We start from the raw sequence: 17,939 nt of genomic DNA, 5'->3' as shown, positions 1-17,939 counted from the left end.
AGGCGCGCGCATGAAGGTACTGGTCATCGGGGGAGGGGGCCGCGAGCACGCGCTCGCATGGCGGCTCGCGCAGTCCACCCGCGTGAGCCGCATCTACGTGGCGCCCGGCAACGGCGGCACCGCGAGCGACACGCGCTACGACTGCATCGACATCATCGAGCCTGCCGCGCTGCGCGAGTGGGCCATCAAGGAAAAGATCGCACTCACCGTGGTCGGCCCCGAGGCGCCGCTCGCGGCTGGCGTGGTCGATGAATTCCGCGCGCACGGCTTGCGGATCTTCGGCCCCACGCAGGCGGCCGCGCAGCTCGAGAGCTCGAAGGCCTTTTCCAAGGCCTTCATGAAGCGCCACAAGATCCCCACGGCCGAGTACGAAGCCTTCACCGATGCCGCCGCGGCGCATGCCTACATCGACGCCAAGGGCGCGCCGATCGTCGTCAAGGCCGACGGACTCGCGGCCGGCAAGGGCGTGGTCGTGGCCATGACCGCCGAGGAAGCGCACGAGGCGGTCGACTTCATGCTGGTCGACAACAAGTTCGGCGTGTCGCACAACGAAGGCGGCGCGCGCGTCGTCATCGAAGAATTCCTGCAGGGCGAAGAAGCCAGCTTCATCGTCCTGTGCGACGGCAAGAACGTCACTGCGCTGGCCACCAGCCAGGACCACAAGCGCCTGCTCGACGGCGACGAAGGCCCGAACACGGGCGGAATGGGCGCGTACTCGCCCGCGCCGGTGGTCACCGCCGAAATCCATGCGCGCGCCATGCGCGAGATCATCCTGCCGACCATCCGCGGCATGGAAAAAGACGGCATTCCGTACACGGGGTTCCTGTACGCCGGCCTGATGATCGACGCCAATGGCCAGCCCAAGACGCTCGAATTCAACTGCCGCATGGGCGACCCCGAGACGCAGCCGATCATGATGCGGCTCAAGTCCGACCTGTTCGAGGTGTTCTGGCATGCCACCGACGGCACGCTCGACCAGGTCGAGCTGCAGTGGGACCGGCGCGTGGCGCTCGGCGTGGTGATGGCCGCGCACGGCTACCCGCTCTCGCCGCGCAAGGGCGACCGCATCACCGGCATCCCGGCCGAGGCGCCCGATGCCGTGGTGTTCCACGCCGGCACGGCGCTGAACGACGGCGAGCTCAAGACCAGCGGCGGCCGCGTGCTCTGCGTGACCGTGCTGGCCGACAGCGTCAAGCAGGCGCAGCAGCGGGTCTACGAGGTCGCTGCGCGCATCAACTTCGACGGTGCGCAATACCGCAGAGACATCGGCCACCGCGCGGTGCAGCCGCGCAACCCGCCGCAGGCCTGATGCAGCAGACAGACCCGGCAGCAGTCGGCGACTACCTGCGCAAGCTCCAGCAGGAGATCGTCGCGGCGGTCGAGGCCGCCGATGGCGGCACCTGCACGCGTGACGCCTGGCAGAAGGCGCCCGGCGAAGCGCTGCAGGGCAGCGGCCTGACCTGCATCCTCGAAGGCGGCGATCTGTTCGAGCGCGCCGGCTGTGGCTTCTCGCAGGTGCGCGGGCCGAAGCTGCCGCCATCGGCCACGCAGAACCGGCCCGAACTCGCGGGCGCGCCCTTCGAGGCCATGGGGGTCTCGCTGGTGTTCCATCCGCGCAATCCGTACGTGCCGATCGTGCACATGAACGTGCGCATGCTGGCCGCGCTGCCCGAAGGCAACGACCCCGTGTGCTGGTTCGGCGGCGGCATGGACCTGACGCCCTGCTACGGCTTCGAGGACGATGCGGTGCATTTCCACACCGCCTGCCGCGATGCGCTTGCGGCCTTCGGCGACGACAAGTACCCGCGCTTCAAGACCTGGTGCGACGAGTATTTCTTTCTCAAGCACCGCAACGAGCAGCGCGGCGTGGGCGGCATCTTCTTCGACGATTTCGCCGAAGGCGGATTCGAGAACGGCTTCGCGCTGCTGCGCGCCGTTGGCAACGCCTTTGTGCCGGCCTACCTGCCGATCGTCGAGCGCCGCCGCGCAATGCCCTGGGGCGAGCGCGAGCGCGCGTTCCAGCTGTACCGGCGTGGCCGCTATGTCGAATTCAACCTCGTGTGGGACCGCGGCACGCACTTCGGCCTGCAGTCGGGCGGGCGCACCGAGTCGATCCTGCTGTCGATGCCGCCGCTGGCGAGCTGGGCCTATCGCCAAGAGCCCGAGCCCGGCAGCCCCGAAGCGGCGCTGTACAGCGACTTCATCGTGCGGCGCGACTGGCTGTGAGCACGAGCGCACCGGCCGAAGGCAGGGCGCCGCGCATCGGCGTCTTCGGCGGCGCCTTCGATCCGCCGCACAACGCCCACGTGGCGCTGGCCGGGGCCGCGCTGTCGCAGCTCGGCCTGGCCGAACTGCACGTCGTCCCGACGGGGCAGGCCTGGCACAAGACGCGCGCGTTGACGCCGGCCCAAGACCGCCTTGCGATGGCGCAACTGGCGTTCTCGGGATTGGAGGGCACCGTGGTGGTCGACAGCCGTGAAGTGTTGCGCGACGGCCCCACCTACACGCTCGACACCTTGCATGAGCTGCAGCAGGAGCAGCCCGGCGCCCAGCTGGTGCTGATCATGGGCGCCGACCAGGCGCATGCGCTGCCGACCTGGCATGGCTGGCAGGCTATACTCGGCATTGCTATTGTTTCTGTAGCGTATCGCGCATTGTCGACGGGCAGCACCGCCCGTTTCGACCCGAAGATGCTGCCAGGCCTGCCGGCCGGCGCGCGTTTCGAGGCGCTCGAATTGCCCGCCATGGACACCAGCGCCACCGACATCCGGCGGCGAGCCGCGCTCGGCGAGGACATTTCCTCGCTGGTTCCGCCCGCCGTTGCACGCTATATTGACCAACACCACCTCTACCGCTCTGCCTGATGACCACTGAAGCCGCCGCCAAGAAAGACACCCAGAAACTCCAACGGGCCATCATCGATGGGCTCGAAGACGTCAAGGCGCAGGACATCCAGGTTTTCGACACCGAGCATCTCTCGCCGCTGTTCGAGCGCGTGATCGTGGCGTCGGGTTCCTCGAACCGCCAGACCAAGGCGCTCGCCTCGAGCGTTCGCGATGCGGTGCGCGAGGCCGGCTTCCCCAAGCCGCGCATCGAGGGCGAGGACAACGGCGAGTGGATCATCGTGGACTGCGGCGCCGCGGTCGCGCACATCATGCAGCCCGCCATCCGCCAGTACTACCACCTGGAAGAGATCTGGGGCGACAAGCCGGTGCGCGCCAAGCTGGGCGGCAGCAAGCCCGTGGTCGCGAAGGCTTCGGCACCGAGCGAAGACGAGACGAAGAAGCCCGCCGCCAAGCAGCCGAGCCTGCGCCGCGCGAGCGCGGCCAAGACCGCGGTCCGCGCCGCCGAGCAGGAAGCCAAGGCCGAGAAGGCCGCCCGCGCCCCCGCGAAGAAGATGGCCGCAAGGAAGTCGCCCGCGAGGAAGACTGGCACCGCCAGCGCGCGCGTGCCGGTCAAGGTGGTCGGCAAGCCGGCCGCCAAGAAGACCGCGGCCAAGAAGGCGCCTGCCAAGAAGGCGCCAGCCCGCCGCGCATGAAGCTGCTGGTGGTCGCCGTCGGGCAGCGCATGCCCGACTGGGCGCAGACTGCCTGGGACGACTACGCGAAGCGCTTCCCACCAGAACTCAAGCTCGAACTGCGGGCTGTCAAGACCGAACCTCGTGGCTCCAAGTCGCTCGAGACGCTGTATGCGGCCGAGCGCGAGCGCATCGAGGGGGCGATCGCCCGCGGCATGCGCATCGTCGTCCTCGATGAGCGCGGCACCGCACTCACCACCAAGGCGATGGCCGCGCGGCTCTCGGCCTGGCAGGGCGAGGGCGACGACGTGGCGCTCGTCATCGGCGGCCCCGACGGGCTCGATCCGGCTTTCAAGGCTGCGGCGCACGAACGCATCCGCCTGTCCGACCTGACGCTGCCGCACGCGATGGCGCGCGTGCTGCTCGTCGAGCAGCTCTACCGCGCCTGGTCGGTCAACGCGGGGCACCCCTACCACCGGGAATGACCGACGTTGTCTGCTGAATTCATCTATCTCGCATCGCAAAGCCCGCGCCGGGCGCAGCTGCTCGGACAGTTCGGCGTGCGCCACGAACTGCTGTTGCCCGGACCCGACGAAGACGCGGAATCGCTCGAGGCGGTGCTGCCCGGCGAATCGCCGACGGCCTATGTGCAGCGCGTGACCGCGTTGAAGCTCGATGCCGCCGTCGCGCGACAGAAGCGACTTGCACTCGCCGACGCGCCCGTGCTCTGCGCCGACACCACGGTGGCACTCGGGCGCCGCATCCTCGGCAAGCCCGAGGGCGTGCGCGATGCCGAGCGCATGCTCGCGCTGCTGTCCGGCACCACCCACCGCGTGCTCACCGCGGTGGCGCTGCAGCAAGGCCGCCGGCGCCATGCGGCGCTCAGCGTGTCGCGCGTGCGCTTCGCTCCCATGACGAAGGCGCAGATCGCACGCTATGCCGCGAGCGGCGAGCCGCTCGGCAAGGCCGGTGCGTATGCGATCCAGGGGGCGGCGACCGCCTTCGTCGAGCACATCAGCGGGTCCTATTCGGGCATCATGGGACTCCCCATGTTCGAGACGGCGCAGCTGTTGCGGCGCGCCGGCTTCATCGTTTAAAGGTCTCATGCAAGACATCCTGATCAACTGGTCCCCGCAGGAGACCCGCGTGGCGCTGGTCGAGCACGGCGCGGTGCAGGAGCTGCACGTCGAGCGCACGCTCGAGCGCGGCCTCGTCGGCAACGTCTACCTGGGCAAGGTCTCGCGCGTGCTGCCGGGCATGCAGTCGGCCTTCATCGACGTGGGCCTCGAGCGCACGGCCTTCCTGCACGTCGCCGACATCGTGGCGCCGTTCACGCCCGGCTCGCGCCCGAGCGCGCCCGCGCCCGAGCGCGACCACCGCAACGGCGCTCCGATGGTGCCGATCGAGAAGCAGGTGTTCGAAGGCCAGTCGCTATTGGTGCAGGTCATCAAGGACCCGATCGGCACCAAGGGTGCGCGGCTGTCGACGCAGATCAGCATCGCCGGGCGGCTCTTGGTCTTCCTGCCGCAGGACAACCACATCGGCGTGTCGCAGAAGATCCCCGCCGACCAGCGCGAGTCGCTGCGCACGCGCATGCTCGCGCTGATCGAGGCCGCCGCGGCGGCCGACAGCGGCGGCGTGGTGCCGGCCAACACCGGCGGCTTCATCCTGCGCACCAATGGCGAGGACGCGTCGGACGCCGAGCTGGCCGAAGACATCGCGTACCTGCGAAAGACCTGGTCGCGCATCCGCGAAGCCTCGAGCAAGACGCCGCCGATGTCGCTGCTGCACCAGGACCTGAGCCTGCTGCAGCGCGTGCTGCGCGACATGACCAGCGAGGACACGCAGACCATCCGCATCGATTCGCGCGAGCAGTTCGAAGTGCTGCTCAAGTTCGGCCTCGAATACATGCCGCAGGCTGCCGGCAAGCTGCAGCACTACAAGGGCGAGCGGCCGATCTTCGACCTGTATTCGGTGGACGAGGAAATCGCCAAGGCGCTGGGCCGCCGCGTCGATCTCAAGTCGGGCGGCTACCTCGTGGTGGACCAGACCGAGGCGCTCACCACGGTCGACGTGAACACCGGCGGCTTCGTCGGCGCGCGCAATTTCGACGACACGATCTTCAAGACCAACCTCGAGGCCGCGCAGGCCATTGCGCGCCAGCTGCGGCTGCGCAACCTGGGCGGCATCGTCATCGTCGACTTCATCGACATGGCGCGCGACGACCATCGCGAGCAGGTGCTGGCCGAGTTCCGCAAGCAACTCGCGCGTGATCGCGTCAAGACCACGGCCGGCGGTTTCTCGCAGCTCGGCCTGGTCGAGATGACGCGCAAGCGCACCCGCGAATCGCTGGCGCACATGCTCTGCGAGCCGTGCGCGGCCTGCGGCGGCCAGGGCATCGTGAAGACCGCGCGCAGCGTCGCCTACGACGCGATGCGCGAGATCCTGCGCGAGGCGCGGCAGTTCACGCCGCGCGAGTTCCGCATCGTGGCCGCGCCGCAGGTGATCGAACTGTTCCTCGACGAAGAGAGCCAGCACCTGGCCGGGCTCAGCGACTTCATCGGCAAGCCGATCTCGCTGCAGTCGGAGCAGGCGATCGGGCAGGGGCAGTACGACATCGTGCTGCTTTGAGGCGTTGAGCGAAAGGCGGCGCGTGCCGCCGCGCCACCAGAGCGGTCAGAGCGTCGGGGCCTGGCCCGCCGGCGTCGTGCGCATCGCCGTGGTCTGCAGGCGGGCGTAGAGCCCGTCGAGCGCCATGAGCTGCGCATGGCTGCCTTGTTCGACCACGCGGCCATGTTCCATCACGACGATGCGGTCCGCATGCTGGACCGTCGAGAGGCGGTGCGCGACGATCAGCGTGGTGCGGTTCTGCATCAGGCGCTGCAGAGCGTCCTGCACCAGCCGCTCCGATTCGGTGTCGAGCGCCGAGGTGGCCTCGTCGAGCAGCAGGATCGGGGCGTTCTTGTAGAGAGCGCGCGCGATCGCCAGGCGTTGGCGCTGGCCGCCAGAGAGCTGGGTCGCGTTGTGGCCGAGCACGGTGTCGATGCCCTGCGGCAACCCCTCGACATGGCTCGCCAGGTTGGCGGCGTCCACGCACGCCTGAACGCGCGCGCGGTCGATCTCCGCATCGGCGCCGAGCGCCACGTTGGCCGCCAATGTGTCGTTGAGCATCACTACGTCCTGGCTCACCATGGCGAACTGCGAGCGCAGGCTTCCGAGCGACCAGTCGGCGATGTCGTGGCCGTCGAGCAGCACCTGCCCGCCGCTCGGCAGCACGAAGCGCGGCAGCAGGTTCATCAGCGTGGTCTTGCCCGAGCCAGACGGCCCGACGAAGGCCACGCTCTGGCCCGGCTCGATTGCCAGGATCACACCGTCGAGCGCCGGGCGCTCGTCGTCGCCGCGGTAGTTCACGCGTGCGTCCTTGAACTCGATGCGGCCCTGGGCGCGGTCCACGGCGAAACGGCCCTGCGGCTCGGTTGGCACCTCGTCGACCAGTGCGAGGCCGCGCTCAAGCGCCGCCAGGCCCCGCGTGATCGGACCGGCTACTTCGGCCAGCCTCCGGATCGGTGCGATCAGCATCAGCATGGCCGTGATGTAGGCGACGAAGCCGCCGACCGTGAAGCCCTGCTCGCCGCTCTGCCAGAGCGCGATCATCACCACCACCGACAGCGCAAGCGCGGCCATCATCTGCGTGAGCGGCGTGGTCGCGGCCTGGGCAATGGTCGACTTGACCGCGAGCCGGTTGAGCCGCTGGCTCAGCTGTTCGAAGCGCCGGGCCTGCGCCGCCTCGGCGCCATGCAGGCGCACCATGCGGTGCGCGAGCACGTTCTCCTCGACCACATAGGCCAGCTCGTCGGTGGCCTGCTGGCCCTGCTGCGTGAGCTTGTAGAGCCGCTTCGAGAACACCTTCATGATCCAGGAGATGCTCGGCACGAGGAAGGCCACGATGAGCGTGAGCTTCCAGTTGAGATAGACAAGGTAGCCCAGCAGCGCCACCAGCGTGAAGCCGTCGCGCGACAGCCCGAGCAGCGCCTGCACCAGCAGCAGCGCGCCGGTCTGCACCTCGTAGACCACCGTGTTCGACAGCGTGCTGGCCGACTGGCGCGCGAACAGCGCGAGCTCGGCGCCGAGCAGCCGCTCGAACAGCACGCGACGCAGGCGCTGCATGCCTTCGTTCGCGATGCGCGAGAGCGCGTACTGCGAGATGAATTGCGCGACGCCGCGCACCGCGAACAGCAGCAGCACCGCCGCGGGTATGAACCACAGCGGCATCTGGCCCTTGGTGAAGCCGCGGTCGAGCAGCGGCTTGAGCAGCGCGGCCATCAAGGGCTCGGTGAGCGCCGCGAGCATCGCACCGATCAGGCCCAGCGCCCACCATTGGCGCGAGCCGCCGAACCAGGTCATGAGACGCGCCAGCCGTCGGATCAGGGGAGGGCGTGCGGGGGTCTCGCTGCCGGGGGATGCTTGCATGGCCGGGAATTCTACGGGGCGCCTGTCGGCGCCCAGGATGGCCGCCGTGTAGGACCGCTTCGCCCGATACACGTTTTGTGACGGCAACGTCGAGCCAGTGTGTAACATGTGGGTCGTTGCACCGGGGAGAACTTTCTTACCCCGAAACCTCTCCGAACCGCATGAACAAGCCGTTGTCAGTTTCCATTCCAACTCCTTCTTCATCGCTTTTTGCGCGCCGCTCGCTGATCGCGGCATTGGCTGCGACGCCCGTGCTGCCCGCGCTCGCCCAGTTCCGGGTCGAGGTCTCGGGCGTCGGGCTCACGCAGCTCCCGATTGCGCTGGTTCCCTTCAAGGGCCAGGACGCCTCGCCGCAGAAGATTTCCGAAATCGTCCAGGCCGACCTCGAACGCAGCGGCCAGTTCCGTGGCGTCGATGCTTCGGGCCAGGCGCTCGACGAGGCCTCGCGCCCGGATCTGTCGCTGTGGCGCCAGCGCACCGCGGATTCGCTCGTCGTCGGCAGCGTGGCGCGGCTTGGCGACGGCCGCTACGACGTTCGCTTCCGTCTCTGGGACGTGGTGCGCGGACAGGACCTCGGTGGCCAGAGCTACACCGTGCCGCAGGGCGACCTGCGGCTCGCGTCGCACCGCATCGCCGACTACGTCTACGAGAAGCTCACGGGCGACAAGGGCATCTTCTCCACCCGCATCGCATACGTCACCAAGGGCGGCAGCCGCTACTCACTCTGGGTGGCCGATGCCGACGGCGAGAACGCGCAGGCCGCGCTCGCGAGCCCCGAGCCGATCATCTCGCCGGTCTGGTCGTCCAACGGACAGCAGCTCGCGTACGTTTCGTTCGAATCCCGCAAGCCCGTGGTGTACGTCCACAACGTGGCCAATGGCCAGCGCCGTCTGCTCGCGAACTTCCGCGGCTCCAACAGCGCGCCGGCCTGGGCGCCCAACGGAAGCTCGCTGGCCGTCACGCTCAGCCGCGACGGTGGCTCGCAGCTCTATACGATTCCCGCGGGCGGCGGCGAGCCGCGCCGGCTCACGCAGAGCGCCAGCATCGACACCGAGCCGGTCTACTCAGCCGACGGCAGCACGATCTACTTCGTCAGCGACCGCGGCGGTGCGCCGCAGATATACCGGATGGGCGCCAGCGGCGGTGCCCCCACCCGGGTCACCTTCAGCGGAACCTACAACATTTCTCCTTCTGTCAGCGGCGATGGCCGGTGGTTGGCCTACATCTCACGCGTAGGCGGTGCCTTCAAACTCCACGTGATGGAATTGGCGACCGGCAATGTCACGGCCATCACCGACACGTCCGCAGACGAAAGCCCGAGTTTTGCGCCCAACAGCAAGCTCATCGTCTACGCAACGAACCTGCAAGGTCGCGAAGCGCTCATGACGACGACGCTGGACGGAAAGATCAAGGCACGGTTGGCGGGACGGGCGGGAGACATAAGAGAACCGGACTGGGGTCCGTTTCAAAAGCAATGACCAAGAGTTTTTTTGAGGAGTTCCAATGTTGAAACGTACGATTTATTCGCTGGCGATCGTGGCCCTGATTGCCGGTTGCTCGTCGGGCACCAAGCTCAACGACACGCCCGTCACTGACAGCTCCGGCATGGCCGGCGGCGCCGGCCAGCAGGGCAGCGCGAGCGCAGTGGCACCCGTCACCATCGACCCCAATGCCAGCACCGCGCAAGGTCCGATGGGCGTCGAACGGATCGTGTATTTCGATTACGACAGCTACACCGTCAAGCCCGAATTCCAGTCGGTGGTCGACGGCCATGCCCGCTTCCTGCGCGCCAACAACCAGCGCCGCATCTCGATCGAAGGCCACACCGACGATCGCGGCGGCCGCGAGTACAACCTCGCGCTCGGCCAGAAGCGTTCTGAAGCCGTTCGCCGCGCGCTCACGCTGCTGGGCGTGAACGATGCGCAGATCGAAGCTGTGAGCTTTGGCAAGGAAAAGCCGGCGGTGCAGGGTTCGGGTGAAGACGCCTGGGCGCAGAACCGTCGCGCTGAAATCCGCTACACCCGGTGATGCAGCCATCCTTGTGGCGTGGTGCGGCCCTGGCGGCCGCCTTGCTCTGCGCATCGGCAGGGTCGCAGGCTGCCTTGTTCGAGGATGACGAGGCGCGCCGCGCCATCCTCGACCTGCGCCAGCGTGTCGAGGCCATGCGCCAGCAGACCGACCAGCGCCTTGCCGACGAGAACGGTCAGCTGCGGCGCAGCTTGCTCGACCTGCAGACCCAGATCGAGCAGATGCGCGGCGACCTCGCACGCATGACTGGCCAGAACGAGCAGCTCCAGCGCACCGTCAGCGAACTCCAGTCGCGCCAGACCACCATCGACGACCGGCTCAAGCAGACCGAACCGACCAAGGTCTCGGTCGACGGCCGCGAGTTCAATGCCGATCCGAGCGAGAAGGCGGATTTCGACGCCGCACTCGGCATCTTCCGCGCCGGCCAGTTCGCGCAGGCGCAGACCGCCTTCGCCGAATTCGTCAAACGCTATCCGCAAAGCGGCTACAACGCCTCGGCGCTGTTCTGGCTCGGCAACGCGCAGTACGCCACTCGCAACTACAACGAGGCCATCGCGAACTTCCGTTCCATGCTCTCGCTCGCGCCCGACCACGCCAAAGCCCCTGAGGCCGTGCTGTCGATCGCCAACTGCCAGATCGAACTCAAGGACACGCGCGCCGCCCGGCGCACGCTGGAAGACCTGACCAAGGCCTATCCGCAGTCCGAAGCCGCACAGGCCGGCCGCGAGCGTCTCTCGCGCCTGCGCTGATCCACGGCGGAGCCCTCCGCTTGAGCGCAGCAGCAGCAAGCCTTCCCGAAGAAACCTCGCGCGCCGCCGCGGCTGTCGTCACCCACGACACCGCAGCGGCGCCTGATTTCGCGCGACGCTTCGGCGGGCTCGAGCGGCTTTACGGCGTGGCGGGCGCCGCGCGCATCCGCGGTGCGCACGTGCTCGTCGCGGGCATCGGCGGCGTTGGCTCGTGGGCCGTCGAGGCGCTGGCGCGCAGTGGCGTAGGGCGCCTGACGCTGATCGATCTCGACCATGTGTCGGAGTCGAACATCAACCGCCAGATCCATGCGCTTGAGTCCACCGTCGGCCAGGCCAAGGTCGAGGCCATGCGCGAGCGCATTGCGCAGATCAACCCCGAATGCCAGGTGCTTGCGCTCGACGAATTCGTCGAGCCGGACAACTGGCAGGCGCTGCTCGAGGCATCGCAAGCGGCCAACGGGCCCGTCACCGCTGTCGTCGACGCTTGCGACCAGGTGAAGGCCAAGCTTGCGATGGCCGCATGGGCGCGCGCCGCGCGCACGGCCACGTTCGTCACTGTCGGCGCGGCGGGCGGCAAGCGGCAGGCGCACAAGGTCGACGTCGACGATCTCTCGCTCGTCACACACGACCCGCTGCTGGCACAGCTGCGGCAGCGCCTTCGCAAGCAGCACGGCGCCCCGCGCGAGGGCCGCAAGATCGGCGTGACCTGTGTCTTCAGCCGCGAGAGCGTCGCGCCGCCCGATGCCTCTTGCGCCATCGAGGGCGACGGCTCGCTCAACTGCCGCGGCTACGGTTCGGTGGTCAGCGTGACCGCGACCTTCGGCCAATGCGCGGCAGGTTGGGTGCTCGACAAAATAGCGAGCCACGCCGCGCTATAATCTTTGGCTTTGCCGGATCGGATCCGGCAAGAGCGAAAAAAGAAGAAGTGAAAAAGAAGAAGTGAAGAGTGAGTGAATGGTTTCGGGACGTTAGCTCAGTTGGTAGAGCAGCGGACTTTTAATCCGTTGGTCACAAGTTCGAATCTTGTACGTCCTACCAGACCCACTCCAAGGTCGCCAATTGCAGCATGCAGTTGGCGATTTTTTTTGGCTTGCGTGGTGAGGCAACTTGCTGGCCCTCGATGCGTCGGCAGTTCGACACCGGCCCTCAATCCTCGTCTTCCCACTTCCCCACCACGGTGCCAAGCACCGAGAACGCCACCCGGATCGGCTCGTGCTTGGGGTTCAGCGGTAGGAGCCAGCGGCGGCCGTCTTCGTTCTTGAAGGACTTGAAGGTGATGTCGCCGGTTTCGTCGAGCCTGGCGATGATGCGGTCGCCGTCCTCGGGCGTGGTCAGTCGGGTGTCGACGAAGACGATCGACCCCGCGGGGTAGCTTTTCAGGTGCCCGCTCGGCGCGGTCATGCTGTCGCCTCGCACGCGCAGCGCGTAGGTGTGGCCGGGGCTGTGGTAGGCGATGCAGGGCATCCAGCGCTCGACAGGCACGTTGATGGGTAGGGTGCCGTTCCACGACGCAATGTCAGTCCAAGCGATGAGCGGCACGGTTCCCGGTGTGCCCGGCTCGAAGGCGGGGCCGGCGGGCGGTGTGCGTGCAATTCTGTAGGGGGCTGGCGGCTCGTTAGCGTGGTCGCGCGCGCGGCGTGACTGCTGCACTTCGTCCCACGGCGCAGGGCCGTCGCCTGTGTCGAGCCAGTGGGGGTCGACGCGGTAGGCGCGCGCCAATGCCAGCAGGCCCATCGAGCGGCCGGTGTCACCGCGCTCGATCTTGGAGATATTGGACTGTTTGACGCCTGACGCCGCTTCGGCCTGCTTTTGCGTCATCTTCGCGAACTTGCGTGCGGCCTTCGCGCGAGCGGCAATAGTCTCCATTTGGAGGATTTAATCCCACGCGAATATTCAAGTTGGCCTCTAGAATAGTTTCAGGGGAGTAAAAGCCATGAAACCACGTCAGTTGGTGCGGGCGCGCGGGACCCGCGCGCTCTGGCTGGACCGCACGTTGTGCGCGCTCGTGGCATTGCTGGCCGCTGCTGCGCTGGGCTATGGGCTGCGCAGCGGCCTGGACGGGCTGGCAGGCATGGCGCTGTCGGCGCTGGTGGCGGTCGGATGGGCCGCGAAAGTGCTGTTCGGCACGACGGCGCTCACGCGGGCGCGAGCGGTGCGGGCGGCGATAGTGCGAGCGTCGTGCGTACACGAACGCAATCCTTGATGTGCTGCTCGCCGAGCGCGCGCAGGGCGGCGTAGCCCAAAGCCGCCGAGACCAGTTGCCCGGCAATCGGTACGTACTTGGTGGCCTGCTTGGTCGTTAGCCTGATGCCGGCATGCCGCGCGAGCCGGATCAGCAGGTCGCGCGTGACGAGCCGCCCGACAAGCAGCGCGCCCACGGTGGTGGCTGCCTTCTGAATGCGCTCGCGCTGGTGCGGCGCGAGCTTTTCGACCTGCGTGGCCGAAAGCCCGAATTCGGCGCTGATCTGCGGCACGAGCCGCGAGAGCAGGGCAGCGTCGGCGGCCCAGTCGACGCCGGGGAGCGGAACGGCGCTGGCTGCTGCGGACATCAGCGCCTTGCGCCCGATGAGGCGGCGGCTGCGCTGGATGGCGGCAATCAGCGCCTCGTCACCCTGGGCCAGTTCGATCGCAGAAGGCATGCGGCAAATCTCTCCTTGGCGCGATTCTCACCCAGCCGTCAGGCAGCTGCCAGCGCCTCGAGCTGGTCCGACAGCGCCAGCCAGCGCTCTTCGAGCCGGCCGATCTCGTCGTTGAGGGCCTTGAGCCGCTTGCCGGCTTCGGCGATCTCTGCCGCCGGCAGCGGCTCGGCGAGCCGCGCCTCGAGCGCGCTGCGCTCGGTGCCGGCGGCCGCGAGGCGTTCGTCGACCTGCGCCAGCTCGCGCTTGAGCGGCCGGGCCTGATCGGTGCGCTGCTGGCGCTCCTGCGCGTCCTGCTTTCGCTGCTGCGAACTCGCCGGTGGTGCGGCGGCCGGAACTGCTGCTGCTGCTGCGGGCGGCGGCGCTGCTTCGGCTGCAGCGCTGCTGGCGGCCGCCTCCCGCACCGCCAGCCTGGCTTCTTCGCGCAGGCGCTTGGCCTCGTCGAGCAGGTAGCGCTGGTAGTCGTCGAGGTCGCCGTCGAAATCGCCGATGACGCCGCGCCCCACGAGCCAGAATTCGTCGCAAACCGAGCGCAGCAGCGCGCGATCGTGGCTCACGAGCATGAGCGTGCCCTCGAACTCATTGAGGGCCACGGCGAGCGCCTCGCGCGTGGCGAGGTCGAGGTGGTTGGTGGGCTCGTCGAGCAACAGCAGGTTGGGGCGCTGCCACACCATCATGGCGAGCACGAGGCGTGCCTTCTCGCCGCCGCTCATGGTGCCCACGGGCTGCCTGACCATGTCGCCGCTGAAATTGAAGCTGCCGAGAAAACCGCGCAGCGCCTGCTCGCCGGTCGCTTCCTTGACGCTGCTGCCGAGGTCGCGCGCCAGCCGCACCATGTGTTCGAGCGGGTTGCTCTCGGGGTGCAGCACGTCGAGCTCCTGCTGCGCGAAGTAGCCGATGTTCAGGCCCTTGCCCTCGGTGACCTGGCCCGCGAGCGCGCCCATTTCGCGCGCGATGGTCTTCACCAGCGTCGACTTGCCCTGGCCGTTGGCACCCAGGATGCCGATGCGCTGGCCTGCGAGCACGGAGCGGCTGACGCCGCGCAGGATGGTCTTGGGTTCGGCGCCCTCGATGCGGTAGCCGAAGCTCGCATTGCTGATCGAGAGCATCGGGTTCGGAATGTTGCCCGGCTCCTTGAACTCGAAGGTGAAGTCGGCCTCGGCCAGGAGCGGCGCAACCTTTTCCATGCGCTCGAGCGCTTTGACCCGGCTCTGCGCCTGCTTGGCCTTGCTGGCCTTGGCCTTGAACCGGTCGATGAACTTCTGCAGGTGCGCGATCTTGTCCTGCTGCTTGGAGAAGGCGACCTGCTGCTGCTCCATCTGCAGCGCGCGCATATCCTCGAACTTGCTGTAGTTGCCGCCGTAGCGCGTGAGCTGCGCGTTGGCGATGTGCAGGGTCACGTCGGTCACGGCATCGAGGAACTCGCGGTCGTGGCTGATGACGATCATGGTGCCGGCGTACTTCTGCAGCCAGGCTTCGAGCCAGACCAGGGCATCAAGGTCCAGGTGGTTGGTCGGCTCGTCGAGCAGCAGCAGGTCGCTTGGGCACATCAGCGCGCGTGCGAGCTGCAGGCGCATGCGCCAGCCGCCCGAGAAGCTGTTCACGGGCTGGTCGAGCTCGTGCGTCTTGAAGCCCAGGCCGAGGATCAACGCCTGCGCGCGCGGCACCGCGTCGTGCTCGCCGGCGTCGGCCAGGTGGGTGTAGGCGTGGGCCAGTTCCATGCCGAGGTCGCCATCGTCGGGGTTGGCCTCGTAGGCGGCCTCGGTGGCGGCAAGGGCCTGGCGCAGCTCGACCAACTGGGTGTCGCCGCCGACGACGAAATCGGTGGCCGACTCGTCGGTTTCGGGCATGTTCTGCGCCACCTGGGCCAGGCGCCAGTGCCGGGGCACCGAGAAGTCGCCGCCGTCCTCGTGCAGCGTGCCGTTGAGCAGCGCGAACAGGGTCGACTTGCCGGCGCCGTTGCGGCCGACCAGGCCGACCTTTTCGCCGGGATTGAGGGTGACGGTTGCGCCGTCGAGCAGAACCTTGGCGCTGCGGCGAAGAATGACGTTCTTGAGAGTGATCATGAAATAGGGGGGCCTGAACCGGGGATTATCCCGGGTGGGCGAAATGGGGCCGCCCCATGCGGGTACAGAACGCAGGGGGCGCGGAAGGTTCGCGAAAGCCGCAGAAAAAAGGCCAGGAACGGGCGCTTCTGCGGTTTCTGCGTCGTTTTTGTCTTATTTCTGCGTTCGGCTGTCCGATGCCAGCAGCGCCTCTCGCGTGAGGAGCAGCACCTGGTCTTCGCCGGCAGAGGTTTCGAGCCAGACCACTTCGAGCCGCGGGAAGGCGGCTTCGAAGTGGTCACGCTCGTTGCCGATCTCGAGCACCAGCACGCCGCGCGCGTTCAGCCGCGAAGGCGCCTCTGACAGCAACCGGCGCACGAAGTCCATGCCGTCGGTGCCGCCGGCCAGCGCCAGACCGGGCTCGGCGCGGTATTCGGCAGGCAGGGCGGCCATGCTCGCGCTGTTCACATAGGGCGGGTTGCACAGCACCAGGTCGTAGGGGTCGGGCAGGTTCTCGAGGCCGTCGGATTCGACCAGCCGGACGCGATCGTCGAGCTGGTGGCGGGTGAGGTTGATCGCCGCCACCTCGAGCGCCTCACGCGAGAGGTCGGCGGCGTCCACCGCGATGTCGGGGTAGGTCAGGGCCGCGATCACCGCGAGGCTGCCGTTGCCCGTGCACAGGTCGAGCACGCGCCGGGTGTGTTCGCCCAGCCAGTAGTCGATGCTGCCGTCGACGATCAGTTCGGCAATGAAGCTGCGCGGCACGATGGCGCGCTCGTCGACGTAGAACGGGACGCCCTGCAGCCAGGCTTCCTTCGTGAGGTAGGCGGCGGGCTTGCGCGTGGCGATGCGCTCGTCGAGCAGGGCGGCCACCTTCGCGGCGTCGGCCGGCGAAACGGTGCGTTCGGCCGCCGCGTCGATGTCGTCGAGCGGCAGCTTCAGGCGCCAAAGCACGAGCCAGGCTGCTTCGTCGAAAGCGTTGGCCGTGCCGTGGCCGAAGGCGACGCCGGCCTCTTCGAGCCGCCTGGCGCCGGCCTCGATGAGCGCGATGACCGTGCGAACTGGTGCACCCTTGGCGCTGCGCGCCTTCCCGCCAGGCGGGAGCGAGCTTGCTTGGCGGCGGTCCGGCGCGGCGCTCACTGGTGCACCCTTGGCGCTGCGCGCCTTCCCGCCAGGCGGGAGCGAGCTTGCTTGGCGGCGGTCCGGCGCGGCGCTCACTGGTGCACCCTTGGCGCTGCGCGCCTTCCCGCCAGGCGGGAGCGAGCTTGCTTGGGGCGGCCCGGCGCGGCGCTCATGGTGCCTGCGACTCGTCGAGCCGCTCCAGGGTGCGCTTGTAGATGTTCTTGAGCGTCTCGATCGCGGCGACCTCGATGTGCTCGTCGATCTTGTGGATGCTCGCGTTCACGGGGCCGAGCTCGACCACCTGCTTGCAGATCTTGGCGATGAAGCGTGCGTCGCTCGTGCCGCCGCTGGTCGACAGCTCGGTGGCGATGCCGGTCTCGTCGGCGATCGCGGCCTGCACGGCGCTGACGAGTTCGCCCGGCGGCGTGAGAAAGGGCAAGCCGCCGACGGTCCAGGCCAGCGTGCAGTCGACGCCGTGCGCATCGAGCACCGCGCGCACCCGCTGCTGAAGCGATTCGGGCGTCGATTCGGTCGAGAAGCGAAAGTTGAAGTCGATCACGGCACTGCCCGGGATGACGTTGCTTGCACCAGTTCCCGCGTGGAAGTTGCTGATCTGCCAGCTCGTGGGCTGAAACCATTGGTTGCCGGCGTCCCAGCCGCCGGCCGCATTGATGGCCACCAGTTCGGCCAGTGCGGGCGCCACGGCATGCACCGGGTTCTTCGCAAGGTGCGGATAGGCGATGTGGCCCTGCACGCCTTTCACCGTGAGCCTGCCGCTCATGGTGCCGCGGCGGCCGTTCTTGATCATGTCGCCGCAGCGCTCGACGGCCGTGGGCTCGCCGACGATGCAGTAGTCGATGGTCTCGCCGCGCGCGGTCAGCGCATTGCAGACGACCACGGTGCCGTCGACCGCCGGGCCTTCCTCGTCGCTCGTGAGCAGCAGCGCGAGCGCGAGCTTCGGCTCGGGCGTGACCTGCAGGAATTCCTCGATGGCCACGACGAATGCGGCGACCGAGGTCTTCATGTCGCAGGCGCCGCGGCCGTAGAGCTGGCCGCCGCGGTGCGTGGGCGTGAACGGATGGCTGGTCCATTGCTCGAGCGGACCGGTCGGCACCACGTCGGTGTGGCCGGCAAAGACGAGCGTCCGGGTGGCAGCCGACGCATGGCCGGGGCGGCGCACCGCCCACAGGTTGGTCACGCGGAAGTCGGCCGGCCCGCTCTCGATGGTCTCGAGCGTGAAGCCCAGCGCGGCCAGCCGCTCGCCGACGATCCGTTGGCAGCCCGCATCGTCGGGCGTGACGGAAGGGCGCGAGATGAGTTGTTCGGCAAGCTGTAGGGTGCGGGACATCGGGGCGGTTCTTCTTCTCTATCG

Annotated in this window: 18 protein-coding genes and 1 tRNA gene; 13 read left to right on the top strand and 6 right to left on the bottom strand. The window is 68.1% G+C overall.

Translation table 11 applies throughout. The annotated features are described in order from the left end of the window. Positions 1-10: 10 nt before the first annotated feature. The 7 genes from purD to rng are packed head-to-tail and all read left to right on the top strand — an operon-like array spanning position 11 to position 6,148. On the top strand, positions 11-1,309 hold the full coding sequence (purD, locus tag AC3A6J_RS07300) for a phosphoribosylamine--glycine ligase (protein ID WP_487859240.1): 1,299 nt from the start codon (positions 11-13) through the stop codon (positions 1,307-1,309). Further along, positions 1,309-2,226, top strand: a complete 918-nt coding sequence (gene hemF / locus AC3A6J_RS07295) for an oxygen-dependent coproporphyrinogen oxidase (RefSeq protein WP_487859239.1) — start codon at positions 1,309-1,311, stop codon at positions 2,224-2,226. The genes purD and hemF overlap by 1 nt, the downstream gene beginning before the upstream one ends. Next, positions 2,223-2,864, top strand: a complete 642-nt coding sequence (gene nadD / locus AC3A6J_RS07290; RefSeq protein WP_487859238.1) for a nicotinate (nicotinamide) nucleotide adenylyltransferase — start codon at positions 2,223-2,225, stop codon at positions 2,862-2,864. Before hemF ends, nadD begins: the two co-directional genes overlap by 4 nt. After that, a complete protein-coding gene (gene rsfS / locus AC3A6J_RS07285; protein ID WP_487859237.1) occupies positions 2,864-3,538 on the top strand; it encodes a ribosome silencing factor in 675 nt (224 codons plus the stop codon). Before nadD ends, rsfS begins: the two co-directional genes overlap by 1 nt. Next, positions 3,535-4,002, top strand: a complete 468-nt coding sequence (gene rlmH, locus AC3A6J_RS07280; RefSeq protein ID WP_487859236.1) for a 23S rRNA (pseudouridine(1915)-N(3))-methyltransferase RlmH — start codon at positions 3,535-3,537, stop codon at positions 4,000-4,002. Before rsfS ends, rlmH begins: the two co-directional genes overlap by 4 nt. Before the next feature lie 6 nt (positions 4,003-4,008). Next, positions 4,009-4,614: a Maf family protein gene (locus AC3A6J_RS07275; RefSeq protein ID WP_487859235.1), complete on the top strand. Its 606-nt coding sequence runs from the start codon at positions 4,009-4,011 to the stop codon at positions 4,612-4,614. A 7-nt stretch (positions 4,615-4,621) separates the two neighbouring features. Continuing rightward, positions 4,622-6,148: a ribonuclease G gene (gene rng / locus AC3A6J_RS07270; protein WP_487859234.1), complete on the top strand. Its 1,527-nt coding sequence runs from the start codon at positions 4,622-4,624 to the stop codon at positions 6,146-6,148. Between the two features lie 45 nt (positions 6,149-6,193). On the opposite strand, the gene msbA is transcribed toward rng, so the two are convergent. Beyond that, positions 6,194-7,987, bottom strand: a complete 1,794-nt coding sequence (gene msbA, locus AC3A6J_RS07265; RefSeq protein ID WP_487859233.1) for a lipid A export permease/ATP-binding protein MsbA — start codon at positions 7,985-7,987, stop codon at positions 6,194-6,196. A gap of 161 nt (positions 7,988-8,148) precedes the next feature. Between msbA and tolB the strand changes: the two genes are divergently transcribed. The 5 genes from tolB (at position 8,149) to AC3A6J_RS07240 (ending at position 11,802) form a co-directional block, all read left to right on the top strand. Continuing rightward, positions 8,149-9,465 carry a Tol-Pal system beta propeller repeat protein TolB gene (gene tolB, locus AC3A6J_RS07260; protein WP_487859232.1) on the top strand — a complete coding sequence of 439 codons (1,317 nt, stop codon included), beginning with the start codon at positions 8,149-8,151 and terminating at the stop codon, positions 9,463-9,465. Positions 9,466-9,490: 25 nt separating this feature from the next. Beyond that, positions 9,491-10,015, top strand: a complete 525-nt coding sequence (gene pal, locus AC3A6J_RS07255; RefSeq protein ID WP_487859231.1) for a peptidoglycan-associated lipoprotein Pal — start codon at positions 9,491-9,493, stop codon at positions 10,013-10,015. After that, on the top strand, positions 10,015-10,764 hold the full coding sequence (ybgF, locus tag AC3A6J_RS07250; protein ID WP_487859230.1) for a tol-pal system protein YbgF: 750 nt from the start codon (positions 10,015-10,017) through the stop codon (positions 10,762-10,764). The genes pal and ybgF overlap by 1 nt, the downstream gene beginning before the upstream one ends. A 20-nt stretch (positions 10,765-10,784) precedes the next feature. After that, positions 10,785-11,642 (top strand): tRNA threonylcarbamoyladenosine dehydratase, encoded by an 858-nt coding sequence (locus AC3A6J_RS07245; RefSeq protein ID WP_487859229.1) that lies wholly within the window; start codon positions 10,785-10,787, stop codon positions 11,640-11,642. 84 nt (positions 11,643-11,726) lie between these two features. Continuing rightward, positions 11,727-11,802 (top strand) — tRNA-Lys (locus AC3A6J_RS07240). A gap of 108 nt (positions 11,803-11,910) precedes the next feature. On the opposite strand, the gene AC3A6J_RS07235 is transcribed toward AC3A6J_RS07240, so the two are convergent. Then, positions 11,911-12,630: a helix-turn-helix domain-containing protein gene (locus tag AC3A6J_RS07235; RefSeq protein ID WP_487859228.1), complete on the bottom strand. Its 720-nt coding sequence runs from the start codon at positions 12,628-12,630 to the stop codon at positions 11,911-11,913. Between the two features lie 67 nt (positions 12,631-12,697). Here AC3A6J_RS07235 and AC3A6J_RS07230 point away from each other — a divergent pair, with 67 nt between their 5' ends. Next, complete coding sequence (locus tag AC3A6J_RS07230) at positions 12,698-12,967, top strand: hypothetical protein (protein WP_487859227.1); 270 nt, start codon at positions 12,698-12,700, stop codon at positions 12,965-12,967. Here the strand turns inward: AC3A6J_RS07230 and AC3A6J_RS07225 are convergent. From AC3A6J_RS07225 to dapE, 4 genes are all read right to left on the bottom strand, one after another. Then, positions 12,900-13,403, bottom strand: coding sequence for a hypothetical protein (locus AC3A6J_RS07225; RefSeq protein ID WP_487859226.1), 504 nt, complete (start codon positions 13,401-13,403; stop codon positions 12,900-12,902). The two genes, AC3A6J_RS07230 and AC3A6J_RS07225, sit on opposite strands and share 68 nt — an antisense overlap. Positions 13,404-13,441: 38 nt before the next feature. After that, positions 13,442-15,466, bottom strand: coding sequence for an ABC-F family ATP-binding cassette domain-containing protein (locus tag AC3A6J_RS07220; protein ID WP_487859225.1), 2,025 nt, complete (start codon positions 15,464-15,466; stop codon positions 13,442-13,444). Between the two features lie 153 nt (positions 15,467-15,619). After that, positions 15,620-16,495: a 50S ribosomal protein L3 N(5)-glutamine methyltransferase gene (gene prmB / locus AC3A6J_RS07215; protein WP_487859354.1), complete on the bottom strand. Its 876-nt coding sequence runs from the start codon at positions 16,493-16,495 to the stop codon at positions 15,620-15,622. 241 nt (positions 16,496-16,736) lie between these two features. Further along, positions 16,737-17,915, bottom strand: a complete 1,179-nt coding sequence (gene dapE, locus AC3A6J_RS07210; protein WP_487859224.1) for a succinyl-diaminopimelate desuccinylase — start codon at positions 17,913-17,915, stop codon at positions 16,737-16,739. Between the last annotated feature and the right edge of the window lie 24 nt (positions 17,916-17,939).

It is taken from the genome of Variovorax sp. Soil_C_39 (assembly GCF_057656815.1).
The sequence above is the reverse complement of the archived record's forward strand: the minus strand, read 5'-3'. Positions and strand labels throughout refer to the sequence as shown.

Bases quoted from the DNA above. Each gene is read 5' to 3' on its own strand.
- purD (WP_487859240.1), top strand. From the start codon at position 11: ATGAAGGTACTGGTCATCGGGGGAGGGGGCCGCGAGCACGCGCTCGCA.
- hemF (WP_487859239.1), top strand. From the start codon at position 1,309: ATGCAGCAGACAGACCCGGCAGCAGTCGGCGACTACCTGCGCAAGCTC.
- rsfS (WP_487859237.1), top strand. From the start codon at position 2,864: ATGACCACTGAAGCCGCCGCCAAGAAAGACACCCAGAAACTCCAACGG.
- rlmH (WP_487859236.1), top strand. From the start codon at position 3,535: ATGAAGCTGCTGGTGGTCGCCGTCGGGCAGCGCATGCCCGACTGGGCG.
- rng (WP_487859234.1), top strand. From the start codon at position 4,622: ATGCAAGACATCCTGATCAACTGGTCCCCGCAGGAGACCCGCGTGGCG.
- msbA (WP_487859233.1), bottom strand. From the start codon at position 7,987: ATGCAAGCATCCCCCGGCAGCGAGACCCCCGCACGCCCTCCCCTGATC.
- tolB (WP_487859232.1), top strand. From the start codon at position 8,149: ATGAACAAGCCGTTGTCAGTTTCCATTCCAACTCCTTCTTCATCGCTT.
- pal (WP_487859231.1), top strand. From the start codon at position 9,491: ATGTTGAAACGTACGATTTATTCGCTGGCGATCGTGGCCCTGATTGCC.
- ybgF (WP_487859230.1), top strand. From the start codon at position 10,015: ATGCAGCCATCCTTGTGGCGTGGTGCGGCCCTGGCGGCCGCCTTGCTC.
- AC3A6J_RS07235 (WP_487859228.1), bottom strand. From the start codon at position 12,630: ATGGAGACTATTGCCGCTCGCGCGAAGGCCGCACGCAAGTTCGCGAAG.
- AC3A6J_RS07230 (WP_487859227.1), top strand. From the start codon at position 12,698: ATGAAACCACGTCAGTTGGTGCGGGCGCGCGGGACCCGCGCGCTCTGG.
- AC3A6J_RS07225 (WP_487859226.1), bottom strand. From the start codon at position 13,403: ATGCCTTCTGCGATCGAACTGGCCCAGGGTGACGAGGCGCTGATTGCC.
- AC3A6J_RS07220 (WP_487859225.1), bottom strand. From the start codon at position 15,466: ATGATCACTCTCAAGAACGTCATTCTTCGCCGCAGCGCCAAGGTTCTG.
- dapE (WP_487859224.1), bottom strand. From the start codon at position 17,915: ATGTCCCGCACCCTACAGCTTGCCGAACAACTCATCTCGCGCCCTTCC.